The sequence below is a fragment of the Reichenbachiella sp. genome, from assembly GCF_965223055.1.
In the GTDB taxonomy this organism is placed as follows: Bacteria; Bacteroidota; Bacteroidia; order Cytophagales; family Cyclobacteriaceae; genus Reichenbachiella.
Map to the genome: position 1 here is coordinate 848,090 of NZ_CBDCVM010000012.1, position 21,762 is coordinate 869,851.

Here is a 21,762-nt window from a genome sequence, read left to right on the forward strand (position 1 = left end):
GATGGATATGATAGAATTACTGAAAAGGGTTCAATTATTTATGCAATTCAATTAGCAATAAAGGACGAGTTAAATCATGAATATATAAATGTATTGGATCAACTGAGTCAGAAGAAAGCACATTCCACAATTAAACCTGATGTTCTTTTTTTTAGATCCTTGATTAATAGAGATAAGACAGGTTGCGAATTAGCAATTAATGAGCTTCTTACCCCAAGACGGCACAACCATAGAAATCAATACATGCCTTTGATAGGTGAATTCATCTCTCACCCCGCTATAGGATATTCAAAACTGGCGTGGCTTAAAGGATTAAAAGTAGAGATAAACAATCCTCTCGTGCCATCTACACTACTGCCTATTTCACCAAATGCAAAATATAGTGACAAGTTCAATTTTTTACAGATTAGACAGAAAGGCAAGTCAAGAGTATTGAAGTGGCATGAAGAAATCTTTTCAGGAGCTATTTCTATAGCCATCGGAGTGACTTTGTTATTAAATGGTTTTAGCCAGATGGCTTCTCTTTTTGATGAAAGTGGTGGGCCAACTCGTCAGAAAGGTTTAGTAGCGTTATTATCATTAGCCGAAAACGGATGGTGGAAATATTTTATAGTATTGACTTTTATGTTGATTGGTTATTTGCAAATCCGCGATGGAATTAATAATTATCAATTCATGAAATACTTCCGATTCAAGAAAAAAACCGCTAACAAACACTAAAATGAATATACGAACTGAGCTATTTGAAAGAACATCAGAAATCGGAAGCCTCAAGGCTCTAGCAACTGGGGCGTTTACTCATTTTAGTTGGTCGTTAAACCCCTATCACCCACAATTCAGCCAAATCCATTATGTTTACGATACATAAACCTAAGCAAGTCAAATGGCAGATGAATGTTTGAACTGTGGGACCCCATTAGAAGGAAACTTCTGTGCTGAATGTGGCCAACGACTCAAGGGAGGCGATCGATCGCTCAAACATTTATTTGGGGATCTTATCAACAATCTTTTCTTTGTAGACAATCGGATTTGGGTGAGCTATAGGTATCTCGTCTTCAAGCCTGGGGTAATGACGTATGAGTTTCTGGAAGGCAAGCGGCGTAAGTTTATGCCTCCGGTCACTTTGTTTTTGTTCGTCAATGTGCTGTACTTTTTCATTTCCCCACTTACGGACTATTCACTCCCCTTGTCCGATCAGATCAAACAGCCTACCCATGGTGCTATTGCCACTCGGATGGTTGAGGATAGGCTCACTGAAGAAAATATGGAGATGGAGGATTATGCTGAGGTATACAACCAAGCTTCTGACAATATATCGAAAACTATCATGATTTTGAATGTGCCTTTGATGGCATTTTTCGTCTACTTGTTAGCCATTCGTAAACGCAAATATTATTTCGACAGTCTTATTTTTAGCATGCATTTTTTTACGGTCTTTTTGCTGTGCATCGTGGTAGGTGTTTTTACGGCTAAAGGTTATTATATCGTTGTGAATCAGTGGCTTGGCTCTTCAGTAGGTCCCTGGGTGTTTTGGATGCCAACTTTTATGATGATACTCCCTTTGTTTTTTGCGATTGTCAGTTTTCGGCGCTTTACTCAGGTGAAATGGATGCATGCCGTTTGGAGTGGATTGCTCATCATGGTAGGAGGGATGGTTGCACAATTCATCTATCGGAGTATTGTATTCTTTACTACTTTTTGGATGACATGAATGGATTCAACTTGAAACCAACGGCGCTCACTAAAAATAAAAAGGAAAGAGAATATTAAATTAGGGAAAGAAACATTTGTCAAACATAATTGTCGCTTTTTATGTCAAAAATTATAACTACTCTTATTTTGATTTCTGTAACCCTAGGGATGAAGGCACAAAGCCCGATTGGAGCTTGGGAAGCACTCACGACCACTGAAACTGGAGTACAACATAGGAACATAGTCATATTTGCTGACTATTATCAAGTCTTGAGTGTCTATGAAGTTGAGTCTGGAAAATTCGTACATACCAACGGTGGTACATGGAAACTAGATGGAAATGTGATGACCGAGAAGGTAGAATTTCATACGGATAATGCCGAGAAGGTGGGGACTCAATCCGTTTTCGAAGTAAAACTGACAGATAATACTATTCAAGTAGTAGGAAGTGATGTCAAATTCAAGAGAATTGACGACAGCAGTCCAGGAGCCCTCCAGGGTGCCTGGCTCATGTCTGGCAGAGTGCGAGATGGCAAAATGCTGCAGCGCGATACCACACGATCAAGAAAGACCATGAAGATTTTGTCAGGCACCCGTTTTCAGTGGATCGCCTATGACACAGAAACCAAAGAGTTTAAAGGAACGGGTGGAGGTACATACTCTACGGAGGGCGGAGTTTACACAGAGAATATTGAGTTCTTTTCGCGCGACGACTCCAAAACAGGTCTCAGCTTGAAGTTTGACTACGAACTGATAGATGGAAATTGGCACCACAAAGGACTATCAAGTAAGGGAAATCCCATTCATGAAATTTGGAGTGTAAGGGAGTGATTCCTGTCAATGATCCTATAAATAAAAAACTCCCACTTGATCTAATCAAGTGGGAGTAAGTTTTTCCTCGGAGAAATGAAATTGTCACCCTGAGGCCCTTGAGGGATTACAATTCCAAAGCAGTGTTCATTTTTCTTACCGCTTCGGCACTAGCTTCAAACTTCGCTTTTTCGTCGTCATTCAAATCTAGCTCAACAATTTTCTCGATTCCATTTTTACCTAAAATTACAGGTACTCCGATACAGATATCATTTTGTCCATACTCACCTTCCAGGTACACAGAGCAAGGAATCATTACTTTTTTGTCTCTTACGATAGCTTCTACTACCTCAGCGCCAGCAGCACCAGGGGCATACCATGCAGAAGTTCCTAATAATCCAGTCAAAGTAGCACCACCCACCATAGTGTCAGCAGATACTTTTTCCATTCTTTCTGCAGAAATGTAGTCAGAAGCAGGAGTAGAGTTGTAAGACGCTAGTCTGGTCAAAGGAATCATAGTAGTATCACCATGTCCTCCGATTACCATTCCTTTTACGTCATTAGGGTTGCACTCCAATGCTTCAGATAATCTGTACTTGAATCTTGCGCTATCCAAAGCACCACCCATACCAATAACTTTGTTTTTGGCCAATCCACTGGTTTTCACTGACAAGTATGTCATGGTATCCATTGGATTGGAGATTACTACCAATGTTGCATCAGGAGAGTGCTTCACTAGGTTTTCAGTTACGGACTTCACAATACCTGCATTGGTACCGATCAATTCTTCTCTTGTCATTCCTGGTTTTCTTGGAATACCAGAAGTGATCACTACTACTGAAGATCCTGCTGTTTTAGAATAATCTCCCGTAGTTCCAGTTACTTTTGCGTTGAATCCATTTAGGGTTGCGCATTGATTCAAATCCATGGCCTTACCTTCGGCAAAACCTTCTTTGATGTCAAGGATTACTACTTCATCGGCTATTTCTCTCATAGCGATGTACTCGGCTACGCTGGCGCCTACATTTCCGGCACCTACTACGGTTACTTTCATCTTGTTTGTATTTTTATAATTCTAAATTAGGGATCATTTCGTGCCGCAAAAATAGCCAAATATTGGGCTAATTGGGAATATTGAAATGATTTCTTAGAAGAAGGTTAGATTTTCCCCTGATAGACTTTGCTTAGTTCGAAAAAGCCAAAGTGCGACTTGTATGTTTTGAAAAGTTGTGTCGTGTACTCGTTGTAGATTTCAGAGAACGCGCTCATCATTTTGGCCTTTACTTCAGGGTGTGACTGAAAAATTTCTAGTATGTTGATTTGAGGGATTACATAGAGTTGAGCTTTCTCAGAGGTAATCACTGTGGTATAAATTCTTTTGGCATCTTCGATTAGACTATTGTCACCGAATATACCCCCTCTATAAGTTTCAGCTAGTTGCTCAAATTTGTCATTCACATCTATGGAAAGTGAGACAGATCCTCTCTTGATCACATATAGTGCATGACTCGGGTCTCCAGAAAAGAAAACAACTTCGTCTTGCTGGTAGGTTCGTAGATACATGCTGGGGAGAAACAAAGCCAATTCATCTTCATCCAATTTTTCAAAGTGCCTGGTCTGCGCCATAAATGCGATAAGATCAAGTTCTTCTTTGCTGTATTTTTTCTTGAATGGATTAAACATGATCGGTCATTTTTATGAGCAAAAGGCGTTTGGTGTTTGAAGTAATTTTATATCGATCGTCAATTCTATAGCCTGCTACCCAGATGATGTCTTGATTAGATTCAAACAGCAATACCCTTGATTTCAAGTTTACGGGAATTTTCTCATCAATCATAAAATCGCTTAGCTTTTTTTTGCCCTTCATTCCCAAGGGGTAGAAGCTATCACCTTGAGTCCAATTTCTCACTTTCAATGGAAATTGCACCAAATCAGCGTCCAGACAAGCAGTCAGATTGTTCTTGGGCCATTCGGTTTGAGAAGTAATGTTTTCGATGGCGAAATCAGCCCAAGGAGTTGAAATTAAATGGTCAGAATCTTCAACCATCAATTGGTATTCTTTTTCTTCTTCCTTTGGACCGATCTGAAGTTTGTCTCGATCTACAGTTAATACATGGTCAGAAGAGTAGAATTGTTTGCCAGAAATATTGGAAAAACCATCAGCAATAGAGAAGCATTGATCTAAATTAAAGCCAAATGGTTTTAATAATTCTATAAGAATGGCCAACCCACCTGTATCTTTATCATACCAAGACAACTGCAAGGTATTATAGTCTTGGTGTTTGGATAAAAATTTCGATCGTATGTCATTGGTTTGATGTAGGAGTAGCCTTTCTAAGGCTTCAAATCGTTTGCTGTTATTTGATAGGGTCTGCTCGAGTCCTGGGTTTAGTTGTTTGAGTTCAGGAATTACATGTAAGCGTATGCGATTCCTGCTGTATTTGTCATCTCGATTGGAAATATCTTCGCGCCATTGAAGCTGATGCTCTTGAGCATAGATTTCTATATCTGCTTTAGAAGCTGAGAGTAATGGCCTTCGGATTTGATCGTTTTTGAGTGGAATGCCTCTGAGCCCTGCAATGCCAGTGCCTTTGGTTAGATTATAGAGCATAGTTTCTACCTGGTCATTGGCATGGTGAGCTGTAACTAGATAATCGTAAGCCTGATCCTTCATCACTTCATCAAACCAGTTGTATCTTAAATCTCTTGCTGCAAGTTGAGTGGAGATTTTTTGTTCCTGAGCAAAGCTTTTCGTATTAAAAGCTTTAGTGTAGAATGGTATCTTATGCATTTTGGCGAATGCTTCTACAAACTCCGCGTCAGTATCTGATTCCTGTCCCCTGAGTTGAAAATTGCAATGAGCCACACCAATATGATAATCTAGCTGAAAAAGTATGTGAGTTAACACCATCGAATCGACGCCCCCACTCAATGCAACCAACAGCTTATCATCTGACTGAAAAAGACTGTTTTTATTGATGTGTTGCTTGACTTGATTTAATAGTGTGCTCACCGTATAATTTTTGATCAAACTTAGTTTTTTTTCTTTTGGGAAGCGAATGAACATGTGTTCATTTGGCATCTGATTTGTTTGAGCAGTCCTCGGTTTTATTGTTTACTTATCTCATGGTTTCCATGTAGTTTTGCCACATATTTTTACACTATGCGAAATACATTTCTGTTTTTGTTGGTTTGTGCGTTGTTTATCTCTGAAGCTGCAACAGCTCAGAAAGGAGAGAAGATTAGATATAAGGCTGATCGATTGACAAATGCTCGTGACGGAAAAATAAGATTTAAGAAACTTTTACACAACGTTAGTTTTACTCAAAAGTCTACTACAGTGTATTGTGATTCAGCTTATTTCTATAGTCGAAAGAACGAAATGGAAGCTTTTGGCAGAGTAAGGATTGTTGATGATTCTGTTACGATTACAGCCAAAAAACTTATTTATAAAGGAAATGAGGGCATGGCCTTGCTTCGTGAGGATGTGGTATATAGAAAAGGACAAAAAGTACTATATACAGATATATTGGACTACAATTTAGTTACCGAAGTAGGAGAATTTAAAGAACATGGTAAACTGGTGGATGAAAGAAATACACTAACCAGCGTCTATGGTGTGTACCATTCCAAAAGCAGTCAGGCTTTCTTCTATCGCAATGTGCTTTTGGTATCTCCAGATTTCAATCTTAGGGCTGATACCTTGGAGTATTCATCTAGGACTAAGGTTGCTATGACAAAAGGCCCAACCTATATAGAGGATAAAGATGGAACAACCGTAGACTCAGATGGTGGTCGTTTTAGAACTTCCCATGACCAAACGACCTTCAATGAAGGAACTATAGAAACAAGAAATTATATCGTGACTGGCGATGAGTTGTTTCTGGATGATCAAAAAAAATATTATACAGCGAAGGGAAATGTAGTCATGACATCAAAGAAAGATGATATCCTGATTTTCGGAGAAAAGGCAGTCTATGATAAAAAAGCGGGAGTAAGTACCGTCTATGGCCGGCCACTGATGAAGCGGGTGATGCGTCAAGATACATTCTTTATGGTATCCGACGCATTGGTTTCTATAGAAGATGTGGATAAAGACAAAGAACGAATTCTGGCATATCATAACATTCTGATGTACAAATTGAATATGCAAGGTAAGTGCGATTCGGTGGCGTATTTTCTTTCTGATTCTACTATACACATGTATAACGATCCTGTAATTTGGAATAAGAGCAGTCAGATGGTCTCAGATAGTATTGATTTATTGTTCAAAGATGATATTCTTAGAACAATGACACTTAGAAAAAAAGCTTTCTTGATTTCAATTGATACCCTTGGGCAACACAATCAAATTAAGGGCAGGAAGATGGTTGGCGATTTTAATGAATATGGAGATATTCAAACCATGGATATCAATGGTAATGGTGAGAGTCATTATTTTGTCCTTAAAGGAGATAGTTTGATGATTGGAATGAATAAAATTTTCTGTAGCTCAATGACCCTACGATTCGAAGACAACTTGATGAAGAACATCTCCTTTTATACACAGCCAGAGGCACAGTTTATTCCACCGCATGAATTGGAGGAAGATCAGATGTTTCTTGAAGACTTCGATTGGCGTTCAGATGAAAGGCCGGAATTATACGAAGTAGCTACCTATTATAAGCCTGGTGACAAGGTGACGAAATATGGTAACCTAGAAAGCAAGACTAAGCTCCTAATTGAGAAAAATAAGGAGGAAATAGAAAAGGGGAAAAAAATGCTGGAAAACGGTGATAAATCTGGCATGATGAAGCAACTAAAATCCACTCAGGATCATTTGTTAAAAGAGCGGTAGAACCATTCTGGTTGATAATAATCTCGTCTCAAAAATGTATTGTATTTAAAACAAAGAAGCTATATTTGCAGGCTTATGCGAAAAATGAGGGTTTTAGGGAATTTTGTACTGGTTTTGGTGGCGATTTTAGCCATTTCGTGTAGTGAATTCAAAAGACTGCAAAAAAGTACAGACTGGCAAATGAAGTACGAGGCTGCTATTCGATACTACGAAGAAGAGGAGTATTATAAAGCAGGTGTTTTATTTGATCAGGTATTACCTATAATTAAGGGTACTCAGGATGCCGAAAAAGCAAGTTTTTATCGAGCCTATTCATACTATCATCAAAGACAATATATACTAAGCGGTAGCTATTTTAAGGAATTTGCGACCATTTATTCTCGAAGTGAGTGGGCGGTTGAAGCAGCTTACATGTCAGCTTATTCTGCTTATCTTCAGAGTCCTGATTACAACTTAGATCAGACCAGTACCTATACGGCGGTCAACGAATTTCAGGCCTTTATCAATAGAAACCCATATAGCGAGTATGCAGAACCAGCGACTAAGTACATTGATGAGCTGCAACGAAAATTAGAAAAAAAGGCATTTGAAAATGCTAAACAGTATCATCGATTGGAAAGGTGGGAAGCGGCTAGAGTGGCTTTCGAAACTTTTGCAGATGAGTTTCCAGACTCAAAGCTAAATGAGGAAATCATGTATTATGCAGTGGATTCTGAGTATAGCTATGCTAAGCAGAGTATAAGGGCAAAGCAAAAAGAGCGTTATCAAAAAACTATTGAACTCTATGAGGAGTTTATAGACAAATATCCGGAAAGTGAATTCTTAAAGAAAGCGGAGAAGTTTTATGTAGAGTCACTTGAACAAAAGAAAAAATTATCTAAAAATTCATAATAATGGCGGTTAAACCATCAATTGTAACAAGAGATATTACTGATTTGTCAGCTTCAACTGGCAACATCTACAAGTCTTTGAATGTAATTTCTAAAAGAGCAAGACAAATTTCTTCCAATGTAAGAGAGGAGTTGAGTGGAAAATTGGCGGAATTTGCATCTACTGTTGACAACTTGGAGGAAATCTTCGAAAACAGAGAGCAAATCGAGATTTCTAAGTTTTACGAAAGAATGCCAAAGCCAACGATCGTGGCTATCGAAGAATTTTCCGAAGGAAAAGTCTTGGTTAGAGATGCTGTGAAAGAAGAAGGCGGCATCGAAATTTAATTGAAGCCCCAATGCTAAAGGGGAAGAAAATATTATTAGGAGTATGCGGCAGTATAGCCGCATACAAATCCGCACTTTTGATCAGACTCTTGGTCAAAGCTGGTTGTGAGGTTCGTGTAGTTATGACTTCATCAGCCAAAACTTTTATTACACCACTTACACTTTCTACACTTTCTAAAAATCCTGCAGTTTCTTCTTTTGAAAAAGATGAGCAAGGACAGTGGGAAAACCATGTGGAATTAGGCCTTTGGGCCGATTTGTTTCTAATCGCTCCAGCCAGTGCCAATACTTTGGCGAAAATGGCAAATGGTCTATGCGACAACCTGCTGCTAGCCACTTATTTATCCGCTAAATGTCCAGTAATGTTAGCACCTGCTATGGATTTGGATATGTATAAGCACCCTGCCACCTTACAAAATCTCAAAACTTTACAGTCTTTCGGCCATCAAGTGTTGGATGCTAATCATGGAGAATTGGCTAGCGGACTTGTAGGAGAAGGACGAATGGCCGAGCCAGAGGAGCTATTGGACAAAGTAGAGTCTCACTTTGCTAAAAAAAAAAGATTTGAAGGAAAGCAAGTTTTAATAACTGCTGGACCTACCTTCGAGAAAATTGACCCAGTCCGTTTTATTGGCAATCACTCTTCTGGAAAAATGGGACTAGCGATTGCTCATGTCTTGGCGAGAGAAGGAGCTCATGTTCAACTTATTGCTGGGCCGGGGAAATATCCAGTGGATTCTGATTCAATTACCTTAGTTCATGTTTCTTCAGCGGATGAAATGTATGAAGCAGTGGGCGAAAGATATCCTAAGTCCGATATCACAATTTTTGCTGCCGCAGTGGCAGATTATAGACCCGTTTCTCCTGCTGAAGAGAAAATCAAAAAGGCAGGCGAGTCCATGACCATAGAGTTAATCAAAAACAAGGACATTGCGGCTGAAATGGGGCAGCGTAAGTCTCAGACGCAAATCAATGTAGGCTTCGCTCTTGAGACGGAAAATGAAGAGCAACATGCACGAGAGAAATTGGTTAAGAAGAATTTTGATCTCATTGTGCTGAATTCTTTAAACGATAATGGTGCCGGATTTTCTGTCGATACTAATAAAATTACTATCTTCAGCGTTGATCAAAAACCAAAACACTTTGAGCTGAAATCAAAGCAAAAAGTAGCTGAAGATATTGTTGACTGCATTCATGAAAAGATCCAATCTTAATTTTTTCCTTATTGTTTTATTGGCTTGGCCTATCCGGCCTCTAACCGCTCAAGAGTTAAACTGTCAAGTGACAGTGAATGCCGTACAAATTGAAACCACTGAAAGAAAAGTATTTCAAGAAATGGAAGTGGAGTTTTCTAAATTTCTAAATGATAGGAAATGGGCGGATGAACGATTTGAAAATCAAGAAAGAATTAATTGTGGAGTGAATATTACTTTAGAATCTCAGCCATCTTTGGGTAATTTTCAAGCTACCGTGCAAGTCATTGCAGCCAGACCGGTCTTCAACTCATCTTACGAAGCAGTGCTGATCAATTTTGCAGATAGAGATTTTAATTTTGAATATACGGAATCTCAACCGCTTGATTTTCAACCCACAACCTTTATATCTAACATCACTTCGATGCTGGGATTTTATGCCTATATGATCATAGCCAATGATTACGACTCTTTTGAAAAGCTTGGTGGTCAGCGATATTTTGAAGCTGCCTGGCAAGTGGTAAACAATGCACAGCAGTCGGGCTATACTGGTTGGGATCAATTCAATAGTGTAAGAAATAGGTATTGGCTGGCCGAGAATAGCATCGACCAAGTAATGGAGCCCATGCGCGAGGTAATGTACGATTACCATCTCAAAGGATTGGACCTGATGGCTGATGATCCTGAGACCGCAAGAACAAATATCTTCGAAGCTTTGAAAAAGGTACAAGAAGTTAATCGTTCTAAGCCAAGGTCTATTTTGATCATTTCATTTTTAGATGCCAAAATGGATGAGATTGTGAGTATCTTTTCTGAAGGTGACTTGTCTCAACGGCGAGAAGTTTATAATATCCTCAAAGCGCTAGAGCCTTCCAAAACTGAGCAATTTGGAAAGATATTGGATAACTAACCTATAGCTTTTTCAAAGAGCTAAACTTTGGAAAAGATAAGCAGTTACATATCTTGAAAGTTCTTATTTTTGACCTCATTTTCACCTAAAGAAGGAATAGCCTATATATGATTTCCAGTTTGTCCATCAGTAATTATGCATTGATAAAAAAACTGCAACTCGAGCCGGATGCAGGGTTGAATATTATCACTGGTGAAACTGGAGCTGGCAAGTCCATCATGCTTGGCGCCGTAGGGTTATTGCTAGGCAAGCGGGCAGATACCAAAGCGCTGCTAGATAAAGAAAAAAAGTGCGTAGTAGAAGGGGAGTTTGACATTTCCAAACTTGGCTTAGCCTCGCTTTTTGAGGAGGAGGATCTAGACTATGAAGATGCTTCTATTATCCGACGAGAGATTAATCCTAAAGGCAAATCAAGAGCCTTTATCAATGATGTGCCAGTGACACTGGAGGTGATGAAGACTGTGGGGCTGCGTTTGATCGATATTCATTCTCAAAATGAAAGTATTCAATTGGGTAATAAATCAGTGAAGGTAAAGCTGATTGATGATTTCGCTCAGACGACTAAAGAATTGCAGCAGTTTCTATCTGATTTTCAGACATTCAGTCAATTGTCCAAAAAGCTAACAACACTACTAGAGAAAGAAAAAAACTCAAAGACCGACGAAGACTATAAAAAGTACCTTTTAGAAGAATTAGTGGCAGCTGACCTAAAGGCTGAAGAGCAATCAGTGCTGGAAGAAGAACTCAAGCTCCTGGAGCACGCAGAAGAGATTAAACTCAAACTGTCTCAAATATCTGTGGAGTTTGATGAAAGTGAAGTGGCGATCAATGACCGCTTGAAGGAAGCCACAGTGGCATTAAAAAATATAGCTGGCTTTTCTAAGGAATTGGAAACGCTGAGTTCTAGGTTTGAATCAGCAACAGAAGAAATTATTGATATCATCCGGGATGTGATCAATATTCAGGATAATGTAGAACACAACCCGGCTCGTCTTGAAGAGGTAAACCAACGACTCGATCTGATTTATAAACTCCAACAAAAGCACAAAGTGACTGATATTGGAGGATTGATTGCAATTCAAAATGAGCTTGAAAGCGATACGCTTGATGGCATTAATCTGGAAGAAGAGATCAATGGATTGAGGATCGAAAAGGATAAGTTAGAACGGCAGATGATCCAATCGGCTGAAGCACTTTCAGAAAAAAGGCGTAGTCAAATCGATACTTTTTCTTCTTCATTGAACGATTTACTTGCCGAAGTGGGTATGCCTGATGGGCATGTAGAGTTTGTCTATAAAAGAGTGGAGCCTTGGAAACTGGGTATAGATGAAATCGAAATACTTTTTAGTGCGAATAAAGGGATTAAACCAGAGCCAGTAGGCAATGTAGCTTCAGGAGGAGAATTTTCTCGATTGATGTTCTGTATCAAATATTTGCTGGCAAGCAAAACAGCTATGCCTACGGTGGTGTTTGATGAAATAGATACTGGTGTGTCTGGAGAGATTGCCTTGAAGATGGCGAATATGATGCGACGAATGTCTGAAAATCATCAGATCATTTCGATCAGTCATTTGCCGCAGATTGCAGCTCGCGGTCAGGCGCATTATTTTGTTTACAAAAACAACGAAGCGGAGAAAGCTGAGAGTATGATTCGTAAACTGGAGCCTGCTGATCGTCTGGAAGAAATTGCCAAAATGATCGGAGGAGAGAATCCTTCGGATACAGCACGAAATAGTGCCAAGGAACTCATAGAAATGAAATAATCTTTTCTAAAGTTGGTTCTTAAAACGGCAGCTAGCCTCTTATCGAAGAGGAGAATGAAGGGAAACTTTGGAAAAGTTCCAATAGAATTTGTCCCTTCGCCTACTAAAAACCAAATACTAATTACTAAATACTGAGTAAAGTTTATCTTTACGATTTTATACAACAATAGAAACTAAATCAAATGTCTAATAATCTATTAAAAGGAAAAAGAGGGATCATCTTTGGTGCTTTGGACGAAAATTCAATTGCATGGAAAGTGGCTTTGAAAGCCAAAGAGCAAGGTGCTTCATTTACATTGACCAACGCCCCAATCGCTTTGCGTATGGGTGCGATCAACAAATTGGCAGAAGAATGTGGATCTGAAGTGATCCCAGCAGATGCTACCTCTGTAGAAGATTTGGAAAATTTGTTCACCAAGTCTCAGGAAGTATTAGGTGGAAAATTGGATTTCGTGTTGCATTCGATCGGCATGAGCCCGAATGTAAGAAAAAATAAAGAGTACGGTGATTTGAATTACGATTGGATGCTCAAGACCATGGACATTTCTGCGATTTCATTTCATAAAGTAATGGCAGTAGCTGAAAAGCAAGACGCCATGAACGAGTGGGGTTCTATCCTGGCATTGACCTATATCGCTGCGCAAAGAACTTTCCCTGATTATTCAGATATGGCGCAAGCCAAAGCCATGCTGGAGTCTATCGCACGAAGCTATGGTGAGAGATTCGCGAGATTAAAGAAAGTAAGAGTGAACACCATCTCTCAGTCGCCAACCATGACCACTGCTGGGTCTGGAGTTGGAGGTTTCGATGTATTCATGGACTATGCAGAGAAAATGTCGCCACTAGGCAATGCTTCTGCGGCTGCTTGTGCAGACTACTGTATCTCTATGTTCTCTGACTTGACTAAGATGGTGACCATGCAAAACTTGATGCACGACGGTGGATTCTCTTCGTCCGGTATCACGCAGGACATCGTAGATCAGATGACTAAGTAAAACTTGAATGATCGCATCAAAAAGTTCGTCATTGCGAACAACATGAAGCAATCTTATAGATCGATTGGAATTCGAACAATAAGATCACTTCGTATCCTCGTGATGATGGATTAGATTTTTGATGCGATCAATTACGCACCTTCCCATGATCGCCTTCCCCAACGCCAAGATCAACATCGGTCTCAATATCACCTCCAAGCGAGCGGATGGCTATCACAATCTCTCTTCTTGTTTTTTGCCTATTGACTGGAAGGACGCGCTCGAAGTAGTTCCTTCAGAGCTATTCGAATTCACTTCATCTGGCTTGGACATTCCAGGCGATAGCAACGGCAACCTATGCGTGAAAGCTTATGAATTACTAAAAAATAAGCACGACATCCCGCCGGTAAAAATGCATTTGCACAAAGTGATCCCAATGGGAGCAGGATTAGGTGGCGGTTCGGCAGACGGGGCTTTTGCCTTGAAATTGTTGAATGATCTCTTTGAAATAGGATTGACTAAAGGAGAATTAGAGACCTACGCCAAAACCTTAGGGGCGGATTGCCCATTCTTTATCGACAATAAGCCGAAGCTAGTGACTGGAATAGGAGAAGTGATGGAAGATGTTACGGTTGACCTTTCAGGTTATGAGCTAGTCGTGGTGTTTCCAGGCATTCACGTCAGTACCAAAACGGCTTTCAGTGGCATTACTCCTAGAGAGCCGAATTACGATCTAAGAGCTACTCTTCAAGAACCACCCAAAAACTGGCAAGGCACCGTTGTCAACGACTTTGAAGAGACGGTTTTCGCTGCCCATCCGGAAATTCAACAGATCAAAGGACAACTTCTTGAACAAGGAGCGCACTTCGCTTCGATGACCGGGACAGGTTCGGCAGTTTTTGGAGTATTTGGTAAAGGTGCGGGAAATACTAGAAGCAGTTTTGCAAATTTGAAGGTTTGGGTAAAATGATAATTTAGTGAATATCCAATCTCAAATTGATCTTTTCAATTATTTAAGCAATTATCTCCGCCCTTGTTGGTGTTGTCACCAACAAGTATCAGGGGTTTAATTTGATTACTTGTCGTCTTGAAAGCCAAGAATTAAAGAGGTTACTTCAAGTAACCTCTTTAATAAAACACTCATCTATTTCATTTATCTGCACTTTTACTACTAAAAACCTGTCATCTGACAGATAAAAATATAGCTATTGTTTGGTGCTGTTTTTAACCCCAAAATGCCCCTTAAAATTCATCTGAAAACTGCTGCATTTCACCCGACAAATAATGAAGCTCACCGGAAATCGCTTTCGCCAGTCGGAAAACGCCGTTAACCTTGCTACATAATTATTAAACAAGAAAAACAAATTCTTATGAAAGCTTTATCATTATTAGTGATCGCAACTTTAACCTTCTCATCAGTAGCAACAGCTGAAATCCACGGTGTAGATACCAAGGACGTTTCAGAAGTAAAGGCAAATATTTTCACGCAGAAAAATGGTATGGTTTACATCCAGGTAGAGAACTCTGCGGATAGTAAAGTGAGAATTACCATCAAAGATGAAGCTGGTGTTGTCCTTTACGGAGGCAAAGTAAAAAGAGACAAGGTATTGAAAAGATTCGATATTTCGAATTTGCCTGCTGGATCATATTCTTACGAAGTAAGCAACGAAGATTACAGCGTACGAAAGAAAATCGAAAAGAAGTAACCGACTCGATCGGTACGCTAAAGAAACTTAATCGTTAAGTAGTTTTGTTTTTGTATCATGCAAAGCATCCTGTCCTGGCCGGCAGGATGCTTTTTTTTTGGGTCACCTCGTCATGGCGAGGATGCTGATAGACTGAAAGGATCGTCAGCGGACGTGGCCATCCCCATCGGCTTTCTGCTGAGCCAATTTATATCGAATCAATTCCTTGTTGCAGGCCATAGGAGATTTTTAGCAACGTATATCAATAACGCACTCATCCAAGCAGTTACTAAATATCACACAGAGTCACCTGAAAGGGACTCTGTGTTTAAGGATTTTCATCCTCAGAGTGCTCATGTGAGTAACTCTGAGGGTGTTGAAGTTATCTCTTTTTTGTTCGGCTGCATGCCATATGTTAAGTCTCGAAGTGGCGGTTAACCTTTGTTGGTCTGGTCCTCAAGGAACATATAAAGTGCTATACCCAATCTATCCCTTTTTTAAGCAGATCTAATGTTTGTTGCTCCTTTGATCCCTCTGCCGGAGTATGATTGTACTCCCAGTTCGCTTGAGGAGGCAAGCTCATCAAAATAGACTCTGTTCGCCCGTCTGTGTCTAATCCGAACTTGGTGCCTTTGTCCCAGACCAAATTGAACTCAGCATAGCGGCCTCGACGCAAGTATTGCCATTGTTTTTCGCTTTCACTAAATGGCAAGTCTTTGTTTTTTGCCATCAAATGGGTGTAGATAGGCGCAAACTGACTGCCTACATCTTGCACAAACTTCCAACGGTCTTCTTTGCTAAACTGGTCATTGGCCGACAGGCGATCAAAGAAAATACCACCTACTCCTCGGGTCTCTTTTCGGTGTTTTATAAAGAAATAATCATCTGCCCACTTTTTGAATTCTGGATAGTAGGAGGCATCGTGTTTATCGCAGCAGCTCTTCATTTGGTTGTGGAAATATTTGGCATCCTTTTCATCTACATAATGAGGAGTGAGGTCTATGCCACCACCAAACCAGCTGATGCCGTTGCTCATTTCAAAATAACGAACGTTCATATGAATGATCGGGACCATAGGACTATGGGGATGCATGACAATGGACACGCCTGTGGCAAAGAAATCAGCTTGATCGATTTTAAGTGCTTCTAGAATTTTGTCTGGCGTAGGACCATGCACCGCAGAGAAATTTACTCCTCCTTTCTCCAGAATGTTTCCGTCTCTTATGACTCTGGTTCGGCCACCTCCTCCTTCTGGTCTTTCCCATAGGTCTTGGTGAAATTTTCCCTTTCCGTCGGTTTTTTCCAAGGCTGAGCAAATGCCATCTTGAAGTCCTTTGAACCAATCTTGTATTTCTTCTTTCGTCATTTCTTAGTATTAAAAAGGATAACCAATACCCAGATTCCATACCAGGCGGTTATAGTTGCTGTAGTCAGGGAGATCGAAACTTCCTCTACTCACGGCATTGTCATACCTGGTTTGACTACCCGGGTCGTAAATTTTCCATGCTGCATCGAGCCTTAAGAGAAGGAAGGAGAAATCTAATCTCAGACCATATCCAGCTCCTATGGCAATTTCCTTTAAGAAACTATCAAATTGGAACTGACTACCCGGTCTCACTGGATCCACTCGCATGGTCCAGGTATTCCCCATGTCTACAAATAGCGCACCATGTAAAAAACCAAATATCTTATGTCTAAATTCGACACTGGTTTCTAGCAGAATCTCTCCAGGTTGCTCAAAGTCGTTATTGTATACACCTAAAGAATCGACAGGTAAGAATGATCCAGGACCAAGTCGTCGGGGCTGCCAGGCACGAATACTATTGCTACCCCCCGCAAAGAAGAATTCTTCATACGGCAAAGTTTTGTTTTCTCCATAAGGGATTGCTACTCCCAAATGTGCCCGGTAGGCTAGCGTAATTTGGGAATTCATCGGAGCAGAATGTCTGAAGTCAAGGTCTATTTTGGCATATTTGAAATATTCTAAATCTCTGTCAAATATTTGTTTGGCAATAGCACTGTAAAAATTACCTCCTGCGATAATCCGATATCGGAAAAAGGACGATTTTTCATTCCTATTTCCGTAGTCATTGATATTGTACGTGACACTAAGCCATGAGCTACTTACAAAAGAAGGCAAGAAGGAGTTGCTCAAATTGTTGCCTTGTGCTTCAAGTTCATCCAGAAATTTTTGATAACTGTCTGTTACATCCGAATCTATGAAGTTAATGTCTGCAATACTTAATATATAATTTCGGCGTTTTTTGTAGTTCTGCCAACTAAGGTTCAAAGATGTGTTGATATTGGTTCGTAAGTATTCTGTTCTATCCGTGTAGTTCAAGCCAAAAGAAAGTCTGGTTTTGGGGTTGAGGTGGCCAAGTTTGACTCTCAAATCCGAACCGATCGGAATCATAAATTGCGGAAAAGTAAAGGCCAGGTTTGCTCCATAATCAAGTGATGAGTACGGGTTGCCAGTATCTGTCGCACCAGAGATACCTTCGAAACCTACTCTGCCACTCAATTCCATCACTTCCAATCCTCGAAATGTATTTCTATTCTTAATTGAAGCATTGAAGAATGGGCCTGGTAAACCTTTGCTTACATTGAGTCCTAATTCAGAGGAGGTTTGAAATTTTTTCAATGGGCTAGTAAATACGTTGGAAACAAATTGTCCGCCAGTTGTGTCATAGTTTACATTGATGAATTTGAAAATGTCCATATTGGATAATTGTTTTTGTGTTTCCAATGTGTTGGACCTTCGATAGAGATCTCCAGGTTTCAAGAATATTCTTCTGTCCAGAATTTTCTCTGAATATCTCTTGCTGTAGAATTGGTACGTAATTCCTTTGTATTCCTCATTCTGCCTATTTGAGACTAAACCTGTAATGTCTGCATCTGTCGTGAATATGACTGAATCTATCGTATATACTTTGTGTTTGGGTTGATTGTTGGGGTTTCGAATAGTTAGTCCGATGATAACTTTTCTATCTCCAAGTGAAGAAGAATCCACAACGAAACTGATAAATTGACGGCTGAAATTGTAATAGCCATTGTTGAGCATATAGGTATTGAGTCGGTCTCTTTCTTCTACCAGATTTGCTTGTTCATAATTTTCACTGGTCCGCAATAGCGATTCATCAGATGATTCAATCACTCTATTGTACATAGCGGTGTCTGGTATATTGTAGAATATAGAATCAATAACGTAAGGCTGATTTCTTTCAATGGTATAAAGTGTAGAAACCATTTTGAAAGTACTCTCAGTCGTATAAGTCACCTCTGAATTAAAGTAACCTTTGGTTTCCATGTAATCCTGGATTTTCTCCACAGTGGCATTCTCTTTGGCAGAGTCAAAAATGGCCAATGGTTCACCCATTCTCATTCCAAAATTTCCTTCTTTTATATTTCGGACCTCTTTATTGACCTTTTTATTCATTTTGGCTCGAAGCCTTTTTTGTTTCTTCTCTTTGTCCTTTTTTGCTATTTTTTTATTGAATTTGGTTTGAATGGCTTCAATTTTCTGCTCATATTTTGCTGAATCATAACGCTTCAACCCTCGTTGATATATGCCTACATAGGGTGACCACGGAATGAAAAGTATTTTTCGATTGGGTTCGTATTCGTAAAGAGATTGAATTTCTTCTTTATTCAATTTGTCTGCTCCATCCAGTTTTTGTTCGACTAATAAGGATTCGCCGTCAGGTAAAAACCTCCTTCCCATACATCCTGTGAGAAACAGAAATAGGATTAGAATAATAGGCCTATATGAAGGTTTGAAAATGTTAATACTTTTCTCTGTCTAGTCGATGATCAATTGCCTTGATTTACTGATTATCCATTAAGTTTGGACTAATATCAGCTTTCGGTTTTAGATCGCCGTGAATGCCGCGCAAAAGCTAAATTTTGATAAATAAAGCACAACAATTGATGATTTCAAATCGAGAGTCAAAATTCATTAAATCCCTACAATTAAAAAAATTCAGGCAACTGGAAAATCAATTTGTCGTGGAAGGGGCAAAAAATGTGCTAGAATTGCTTCACTCAGACCTAGAAGTGATAAAGGTGTTCGCAACGAATAGCTTTTTGGAGAAGTATCAAGAGAAGCTATCAGCGTATTCGGCGTTGCTGACTGAAACGAAGGAAGTAGACTTAAAGAAAGTCGGGAGCTTCTCCAGTAACAATGCCGCTTTAGCCTTGGTCAAAATACCTCCACAGACCGGAATCGATGATACACAATCAATATTGGCCTTCGACCGCATCAAAGACCCAGGAAACTTAGGAACGGTCATCAGGATCGCCGACTGGTACGGCTTTAAACAGATTGTGTGTTCACCTGAGTCTGTAGATTGCTACAACCCTAAAGTGATCTCCGCCACTATGGGTTCGTTTGCGCGGGTACAAGTGCATTATGCAGTTCTTGGTGAACTGCTAAATAAATCTGAACATGTCTATGGCACCACTTTACAAGGTGACAATATCCATGAATTGAAATTCCAGGAACCGGCAGTAGTTGTTTTTGGTAATGAATCTGAAGGCTTGGCAGAAGACTTAAAACAATACCTGACTCAAGAAGTTTTTATCCCTGGTTATGGAGGTGCCGAGTCTTTAAATGTGGCAGTGTCTACCGCGGTTTTCTGTGATAATTTTAGGCGGTTGTTGAAGCCATAACGATTACCTCGTCATTACCCGACCTAGGTCCGGGTAATCCTTTGGTCTTCATTTGCTGGTTTTATAGGTTTCTACAATAAATATTGAGATTGACGTGATGCGCACATGAGTGCTATCCTGAAGCTCTCGAAGTGTGACCCTGAGGCCCTCGAAGTGTCACCCTGAGGCCCTCGAATTGTCACCCTGAGGTCCTCGAAGGGTAGACCTGGCACTGTCGTCTTCCAGTACCTCAGACTGACAATTCTATTTTACTCATCAAAAGCACGTCATGGCTACTCGCCATAGCTATTGGGCATTCGATTGGCATGGAACAAAACGATTGGCAATGACGATCAAAAGATTGTTTTACACTAAATTCTACTGAAGTTAATTTCAACCCGTCCTTGCGAGGAGAGTGTTTTGCCGCGAGGCAAACAATCGACGCGGCAATCCCATCTGGCCTGATCTGCTGCTTGTTTTTGATCTGAACTAAATATTTTATATCCTTGCGTAGCATCTTTTTTTTAGAAAAATCAAAAGTTAGATTAATCCGTATTGATGTAGTGAGCATCAAGTGCATGGCTTTTCTGAAATTGTTAACGATTATTTTCGGAACATAGAACTCATGAATCCTAACAAAATTTTTTCGAATTGGTTTTACATTTTTCTCTTTTTATGGTTGCTACTTGTAACATTGTGTCTTTTGATTATCGGATTTGCTCACCTATTTTTAGATGAAACCATAACTCAACAAACTTTCTTATTTGCAGGATTCTGGCTTACTTTTTTCAGCGTGATAACAGCAACAATTCTGTATTTAGTAAGAAGATATTCTGTTCGGTATACGAACAAGAATGATGGCAAGACTCTAATAGAAATAAATCGTTCAAACTGGGTAAAGCAAGGAATAAAAGTTGGCGTAGTTACGTATGTGATTTTCTTGCTCTTTACACTATTTATGAGCCAAAGTCTAACTCTAAGGTCAGCATTAATGGCAAGCCCGTTTTTCCTTCTTGGATTTGCCCAAGCATATTTTCTTCGAAACAGGCGAACGAACAACGAAGAACCAGAACATAAAAGAGATTAACAATTCCCCGTAGGCACAGACTCACAACTTGTGCCTTAAGGTCTACCCCACCAAACTCACAAACTTTTTTATCAACCCATTAGTGGTACCTTCTTTCCAGATCAGAGAGAGGTAGGTGATCTGCTTCACGTTTTTCAATTCAATGAATTTGATGTCTAGATCAAATCCATGCTTCAAGGAAGTGGGGACAATAGCCACACCAAGTCCATTTTCTACCAAGCGAAAGATCGTATTGGCATGTACCGATTTGTGAGAGATCTTTGGTGTGAAGCCGTGATCATCGAAGATACTCATCACTTTGTTGTAGTAGGTGCGACTGTAGTCACTAGAGAATAGGATAAAGTTGTCTTGGGAGAATTGACTCAGGTCTTTGAAGTTGCCCTCGTTGATTTTGTGGTTTTTGGGTAGCACAATCGAGAAGTTGTCCTTGAATATCTGCTTAAAAGCAATTCCTTCAGGGGCTTGTTTGGCACGAATGAAACCTATATCCAGTTTGTTGTGCTGGATGGCAAAGATTTGATCTTCATTGCTCATTTCTTCTAGAGACGTATGAATCTTTGGGAATTTTTCATTGAGCTTGAGTAGGAGGTGAGGGACGACGGCTTGCATAGCCGATCCCACAAAACCGATGTTTAATTCACCTTCTTCTCCTTTGTCGATCAGTTGGATAGAGCGTTTGATAGATTCCAATTGATTGAGCAGATTCGAACTCTCGTCATACAGATACTTGCCGGCATCGGTCAGTTCCACGGTGCGTTTGTTTCTGATAAAAAGTTGCACGCCCAATTCGTCTTCCAGTTGTTTGATCTGACGACTCAAACCCGGTTGGGTAATGAAAAGCCGCTCTGATGCCTTCCGAAAGTGCAATTCCTGAGCTACAACCATAAAATATCTCAGGTGTCTGAATTCTATTTGATTACTCATTGTTATCAATTGTTGATCTACAA

Annotated in this window: 20 protein-coding genes; 14 read left to right on the top strand and 6 right to left on the bottom strand. The window is 39.9% G+C overall.

What is annotated here, in order from left to right; all coding sequences use genetic code 11:
- Positions 1–93 precede the first annotated feature (93 nt).
- The 3 genes from ACOQO5_RS19065 (at position 94) to ACOQO5_RS19075 (ending at position 2,523) form a co-directional block, all read left to right on the top strand.
- Positions 94–720: an immunity 49 family protein gene (locus tag ACOQO5_RS19065; RefSeq protein WP_420583281.1), complete on the top strand. Its 627-nt coding sequence runs from the start codon at positions 94–96 to the stop codon at positions 718–720.
- A 163-nt stretch (positions 721–883) separates the two neighbouring features.
- Entirely contained in the window at positions 884–1,711 is an 828-nt protein-coding gene (locus tag ACOQO5_RS19070) for a DUF3667 domain-containing protein (protein ID WP_420583282.1), read from the top strand.
- A gap of 101 nt (positions 1,712–1,812) precedes the next feature.
- Positions 1,813–2,523 (top strand): membrane or secreted protein, encoded by a 711-nt coding sequence (locus tag ACOQO5_RS19075; RefSeq protein WP_420583283.1) that lies wholly within the window; start codon positions 1,813–1,815, stop codon positions 2,521–2,523.
- A gap of 106 nt (positions 2,524–2,629) precedes the next feature.
- On the opposite strand, the gene mdh is transcribed toward ACOQO5_RS19075, so the two are convergent.
- The 3 genes from mdh to tilS form a co-directional block, all read right to left on the bottom strand.
- Entirely contained in the window at positions 2,630–3,556 is a 927-nt protein-coding gene (gene mdh / locus ACOQO5_RS19080; RefSeq protein ID WP_420583284.1) for a malate dehydrogenase, read from the bottom strand.
- 104 nt (positions 3,557–3,660) lie between these two features.
- Positions 3,661–4,185 (bottom strand): cyclic nucleotide-binding domain-containing protein, encoded by a 525-nt coding sequence (locus ACOQO5_RS19085; RefSeq protein ID WP_420583285.1) that lies wholly within the window; start codon positions 4,183–4,185, stop codon positions 3,661–3,663.
- Positions 4,178–5,584 carry a tRNA lysidine(34) synthetase TilS gene (gene tilS, locus ACOQO5_RS19090; protein WP_420583286.1) on the bottom strand — a complete coding sequence of 469 codons (1,407 nt, stop codon included), beginning with the start codon at positions 5,582–5,584 and terminating at the stop codon, positions 4,178–4,180. The genes ACOQO5_RS19085 and tilS overlap by 8 nt, the downstream gene beginning before the upstream one ends.
- A gap of 81 nt (positions 5,585–5,665) precedes the next feature.
- Here tilS and ACOQO5_RS19095 point away from each other — a divergent pair, with 81 nt between their 5' ends.
- The 10 genes from ACOQO5_RS19095 to ACOQO5_RS19140 all read left to right on the top strand — a co-directional run bounded on the left by ACOQO5_RS19095 (position 5,666) and on the right by ACOQO5_RS19140 (position 15,519).
- Entirely contained in the window at positions 5,666–7,339 is a 1,674-nt protein-coding gene (locus tag ACOQO5_RS19095; protein ID WP_420583287.1) for an OstA-like protein, read from the top strand.
- Positions 7,340–7,414: 75 nt separating this feature from the next.
- Positions 7,415–8,230, top strand: a complete 816-nt coding sequence (locus tag ACOQO5_RS19100) for an outer membrane protein assembly factor BamD (RefSeq protein ID WP_420583288.1) — start codon at positions 7,415–7,417, stop codon at positions 8,228–8,230.
- Between the two features lie 2 nt (positions 8,231–8,232).
- The gene (locus ACOQO5_RS19105; protein WP_420583289.1) at positions 8,233–8,556 is read left to right on the top strand and encodes a DNA-directed RNA polymerase subunit omega; all 324 of its coding nucleotides are present in this window, start codon (positions 8,233–8,235) and stop codon (positions 8,554–8,556) included.
- Between the two features lie 11 nt (positions 8,557–8,567).
- Positions 8,568–9,770 carry a bifunctional phosphopantothenoylcysteine decarboxylase/phosphopantothenate--cysteine ligase CoaBC gene (coaBC, locus tag ACOQO5_RS19110; protein WP_420583290.1) on the top strand — a complete coding sequence of 401 codons (1,203 nt, stop codon included), beginning with the start codon at positions 8,568–8,570 and terminating at the stop codon, positions 9,768–9,770.
- Positions 9,751–10,659: a DUF4835 family protein gene (locus tag ACOQO5_RS19115; protein WP_420583291.1), complete on the top strand. Its 909-nt coding sequence runs from the start codon at positions 9,751–9,753 to the stop codon at positions 10,657–10,659. The genes coaBC and ACOQO5_RS19115 overlap by 20 nt, the downstream gene beginning before the upstream one ends.
- Positions 10,660–10,766: 107 nt before the next feature.
- The gene (gene recN / locus ACOQO5_RS19120; protein ID WP_420583292.1) at positions 10,767–12,422 is read left to right on the top strand and encodes a DNA repair protein RecN; all 1,656 of its coding nucleotides are present in this window, start codon (positions 10,767–10,769) and stop codon (positions 12,420–12,422) included.
- Between the two features lie 182 nt (positions 12,423–12,604).
- A complete protein-coding gene (locus tag ACOQO5_RS19125; protein WP_420583293.1) occupies positions 12,605–13,417 on the top strand; it encodes an enoyl-ACP reductase FabI in 813 nt (270 codons plus the stop codon).
- Between the two features lie 121 nt (positions 13,418–13,538).
- Positions 13,539–14,366 carry a 4-(cytidine 5'-diphospho)-2-C-methyl-D-erythritol kinase gene (gene ispE / locus ACOQO5_RS19130; protein WP_420583294.1) on the top strand — a complete coding sequence of 276 codons (828 nt, stop codon included), beginning with the start codon at positions 13,539–13,541 and terminating at the stop codon, positions 14,364–14,366.
- Between the two features lie 400 nt (positions 14,367–14,766).
- Positions 14,767–15,102, top strand: a complete 336-nt coding sequence (locus tag ACOQO5_RS19135) for a T9SS type A sorting domain-containing protein (protein WP_420583295.1) — start codon at positions 14,767–14,769, stop codon at positions 15,100–15,102.
- 57 nt (positions 15,103–15,159) lie between these two features.
- On the top strand, positions 15,160–15,519 hold the full coding sequence (locus ACOQO5_RS19140; RefSeq protein ID WP_420583296.1) for a hypothetical protein: 360 nt from the start codon (positions 15,160–15,162) through the stop codon (positions 15,517–15,519).
- A 37-nt stretch (positions 15,520–15,556) separates the two neighbouring features.
- Here the strand turns inward: ACOQO5_RS19140 and hemF are convergent, their stop codons facing one another.
- Together hemF and ACOQO5_RS19150 are read right to left on the bottom strand one after the other, a co-directional pair.
- On the bottom strand, positions 15,557–16,447 hold the full coding sequence (gene hemF / locus ACOQO5_RS19145; protein WP_420583297.1) for an oxygen-dependent coproporphyrinogen oxidase: 891 nt from the start codon (positions 16,445–16,447) through the stop codon (positions 15,557–15,559).
- 9 nt (positions 16,448–16,456) lie between these two features.
- On the bottom strand, positions 16,457–18,802 hold the full coding sequence (locus tag ACOQO5_RS19150; protein ID WP_420583298.1) for a BamA/TamA family outer membrane protein: 2,346 nt from the start codon (positions 18,800–18,802) through the stop codon (positions 16,457–16,459).
- 206 nt (positions 18,803–19,008) lie between these two features.
- On the opposite strand from ACOQO5_RS19150, the gene ACOQO5_RS19155 reads away from it, so the two are divergent.
- Positions 19,009–19,749, top strand: coding sequence for a TrmH family RNA methyltransferase (locus ACOQO5_RS19155; RefSeq protein ID WP_420583436.1), 741 nt, complete (start codon positions 19,009–19,011; stop codon positions 19,747–19,749).
- Between the two features lie 1,108 nt (positions 19,750–20,857).
- Here ACOQO5_RS19155 and ACOQO5_RS19160 read toward each other — a convergent pair.
- Entirely contained in the window at positions 20,858–21,739 is an 882-nt protein-coding gene (locus ACOQO5_RS19160) for a LysR substrate-binding domain-containing protein (RefSeq protein ID WP_420583299.1), read from the bottom strand.
- Positions 21,740–21,762: the final 23 nt, after the last annotated feature.

Coding starts and splice junctions, on each gene's coding strand:
- ACOQO5_RS19070 (WP_420583282.1), top strand. CDS start 884: ATGGCAGATGAATGTTTGAACTGTGGGACCCCATTAGAAGGAAACTTC.
- ACOQO5_RS19075 (WP_420583283.1), top strand. CDS start 1,813: ATGTCAAAAATTATAACTACTCTTATTTTGATTTCTGTAACCCTAGGG.
- mdh (WP_420583284.1), bottom strand. CDS start 3,556: ATGAAAGTAACCGTAGTAGGTGCCGGAAATGTAGGCGCCAGCGTAGCC.
- ACOQO5_RS19085 (WP_420583285.1), bottom strand. CDS start 4,185: ATGTTTAATCCATTCAAGAAAAAATACAGCAAAGAAGAACTTGATCTT.
- tilS (WP_420583286.1), bottom strand. CDS start 5,584: ATGCCAAATGAACACATGTTCATTCGCTTCCCAAAAGAAAAAAAACTA.
- ACOQO5_RS19095 (WP_420583287.1), top strand. CDS start 5,666: ATGCGAAATACATTTCTGTTTTTGTTGGTTTGTGCGTTGTTTATCTCT.
- ACOQO5_RS19100 (WP_420583288.1), top strand. CDS start 7,415: ATGCGAAAAATGAGGGTTTTAGGGAATTTTGTACTGGTTTTGGTGGCG.
- ACOQO5_RS19105 (WP_420583289.1), top strand. CDS start 8,233: ATGGCGGTTAAACCATCAATTGTAACAAGAGATATTACTGATTTGTCA.
- coaBC (WP_420583290.1), top strand. CDS start 8,568: ATGCTAAAGGGGAAGAAAATATTATTAGGAGTATGCGGCAGTATAGCC.
- ACOQO5_RS19115 (WP_420583291.1), top strand. CDS start 9,751: ATGAAAAGATCCAATCTTAATTTTTTCCTTATTGTTTTATTGGCTTGG.
- recN (WP_420583292.1), top strand. CDS start 10,767: ATGATTTCCAGTTTGTCCATCAGTAATTATGCATTGATAAAAAAACTG.
- ACOQO5_RS19125 (WP_420583293.1), top strand. CDS start 12,605: ATGTCTAATAATCTATTAAAAGGAAAAAGAGGGATCATCTTTGGTGCT.
- ispE (WP_420583294.1), top strand. CDS start 13,539: ATGCGATCAATTACGCACCTTCCCATGATCGCCTTCCCCAACGCCAAG.
- ACOQO5_RS19135 (WP_420583295.1), top strand. CDS start 14,767: ATGAAAGCTTTATCATTATTAGTGATCGCAACTTTAACCTTCTCATCA.
- ACOQO5_RS19140 (WP_420583296.1), top strand. CDS start 15,160: ATGCAAAGCATCCTGTCCTGGCCGGCAGGATGCTTTTTTTTTGGGTCA.
- hemF (WP_420583297.1), bottom strand. CDS start 16,447: ATGACGAAAGAAGAAATACAAGATTGGTTCAAAGGACTTCAAGATGGC.
- ACOQO5_RS19150 (WP_420583298.1), bottom strand. CDS start 18,802: ATGGGAAGGAGGTTTTTACCTGACGGCGAATCCTTATTAGTCGAACAA.
- ACOQO5_RS19155 (WP_420583436.1), top strand. CDS start 19,009: ATGATTTCAAATCGAGAGTCAAAATTCATTAAATCCCTACAATTAAAA.
- ACOQO5_RS19160 (WP_420583299.1), bottom strand. CDS start 21,739: ATGAGTAATCAAATAGAATTCAGACACCTGAGATATTTTATGGTTGTA.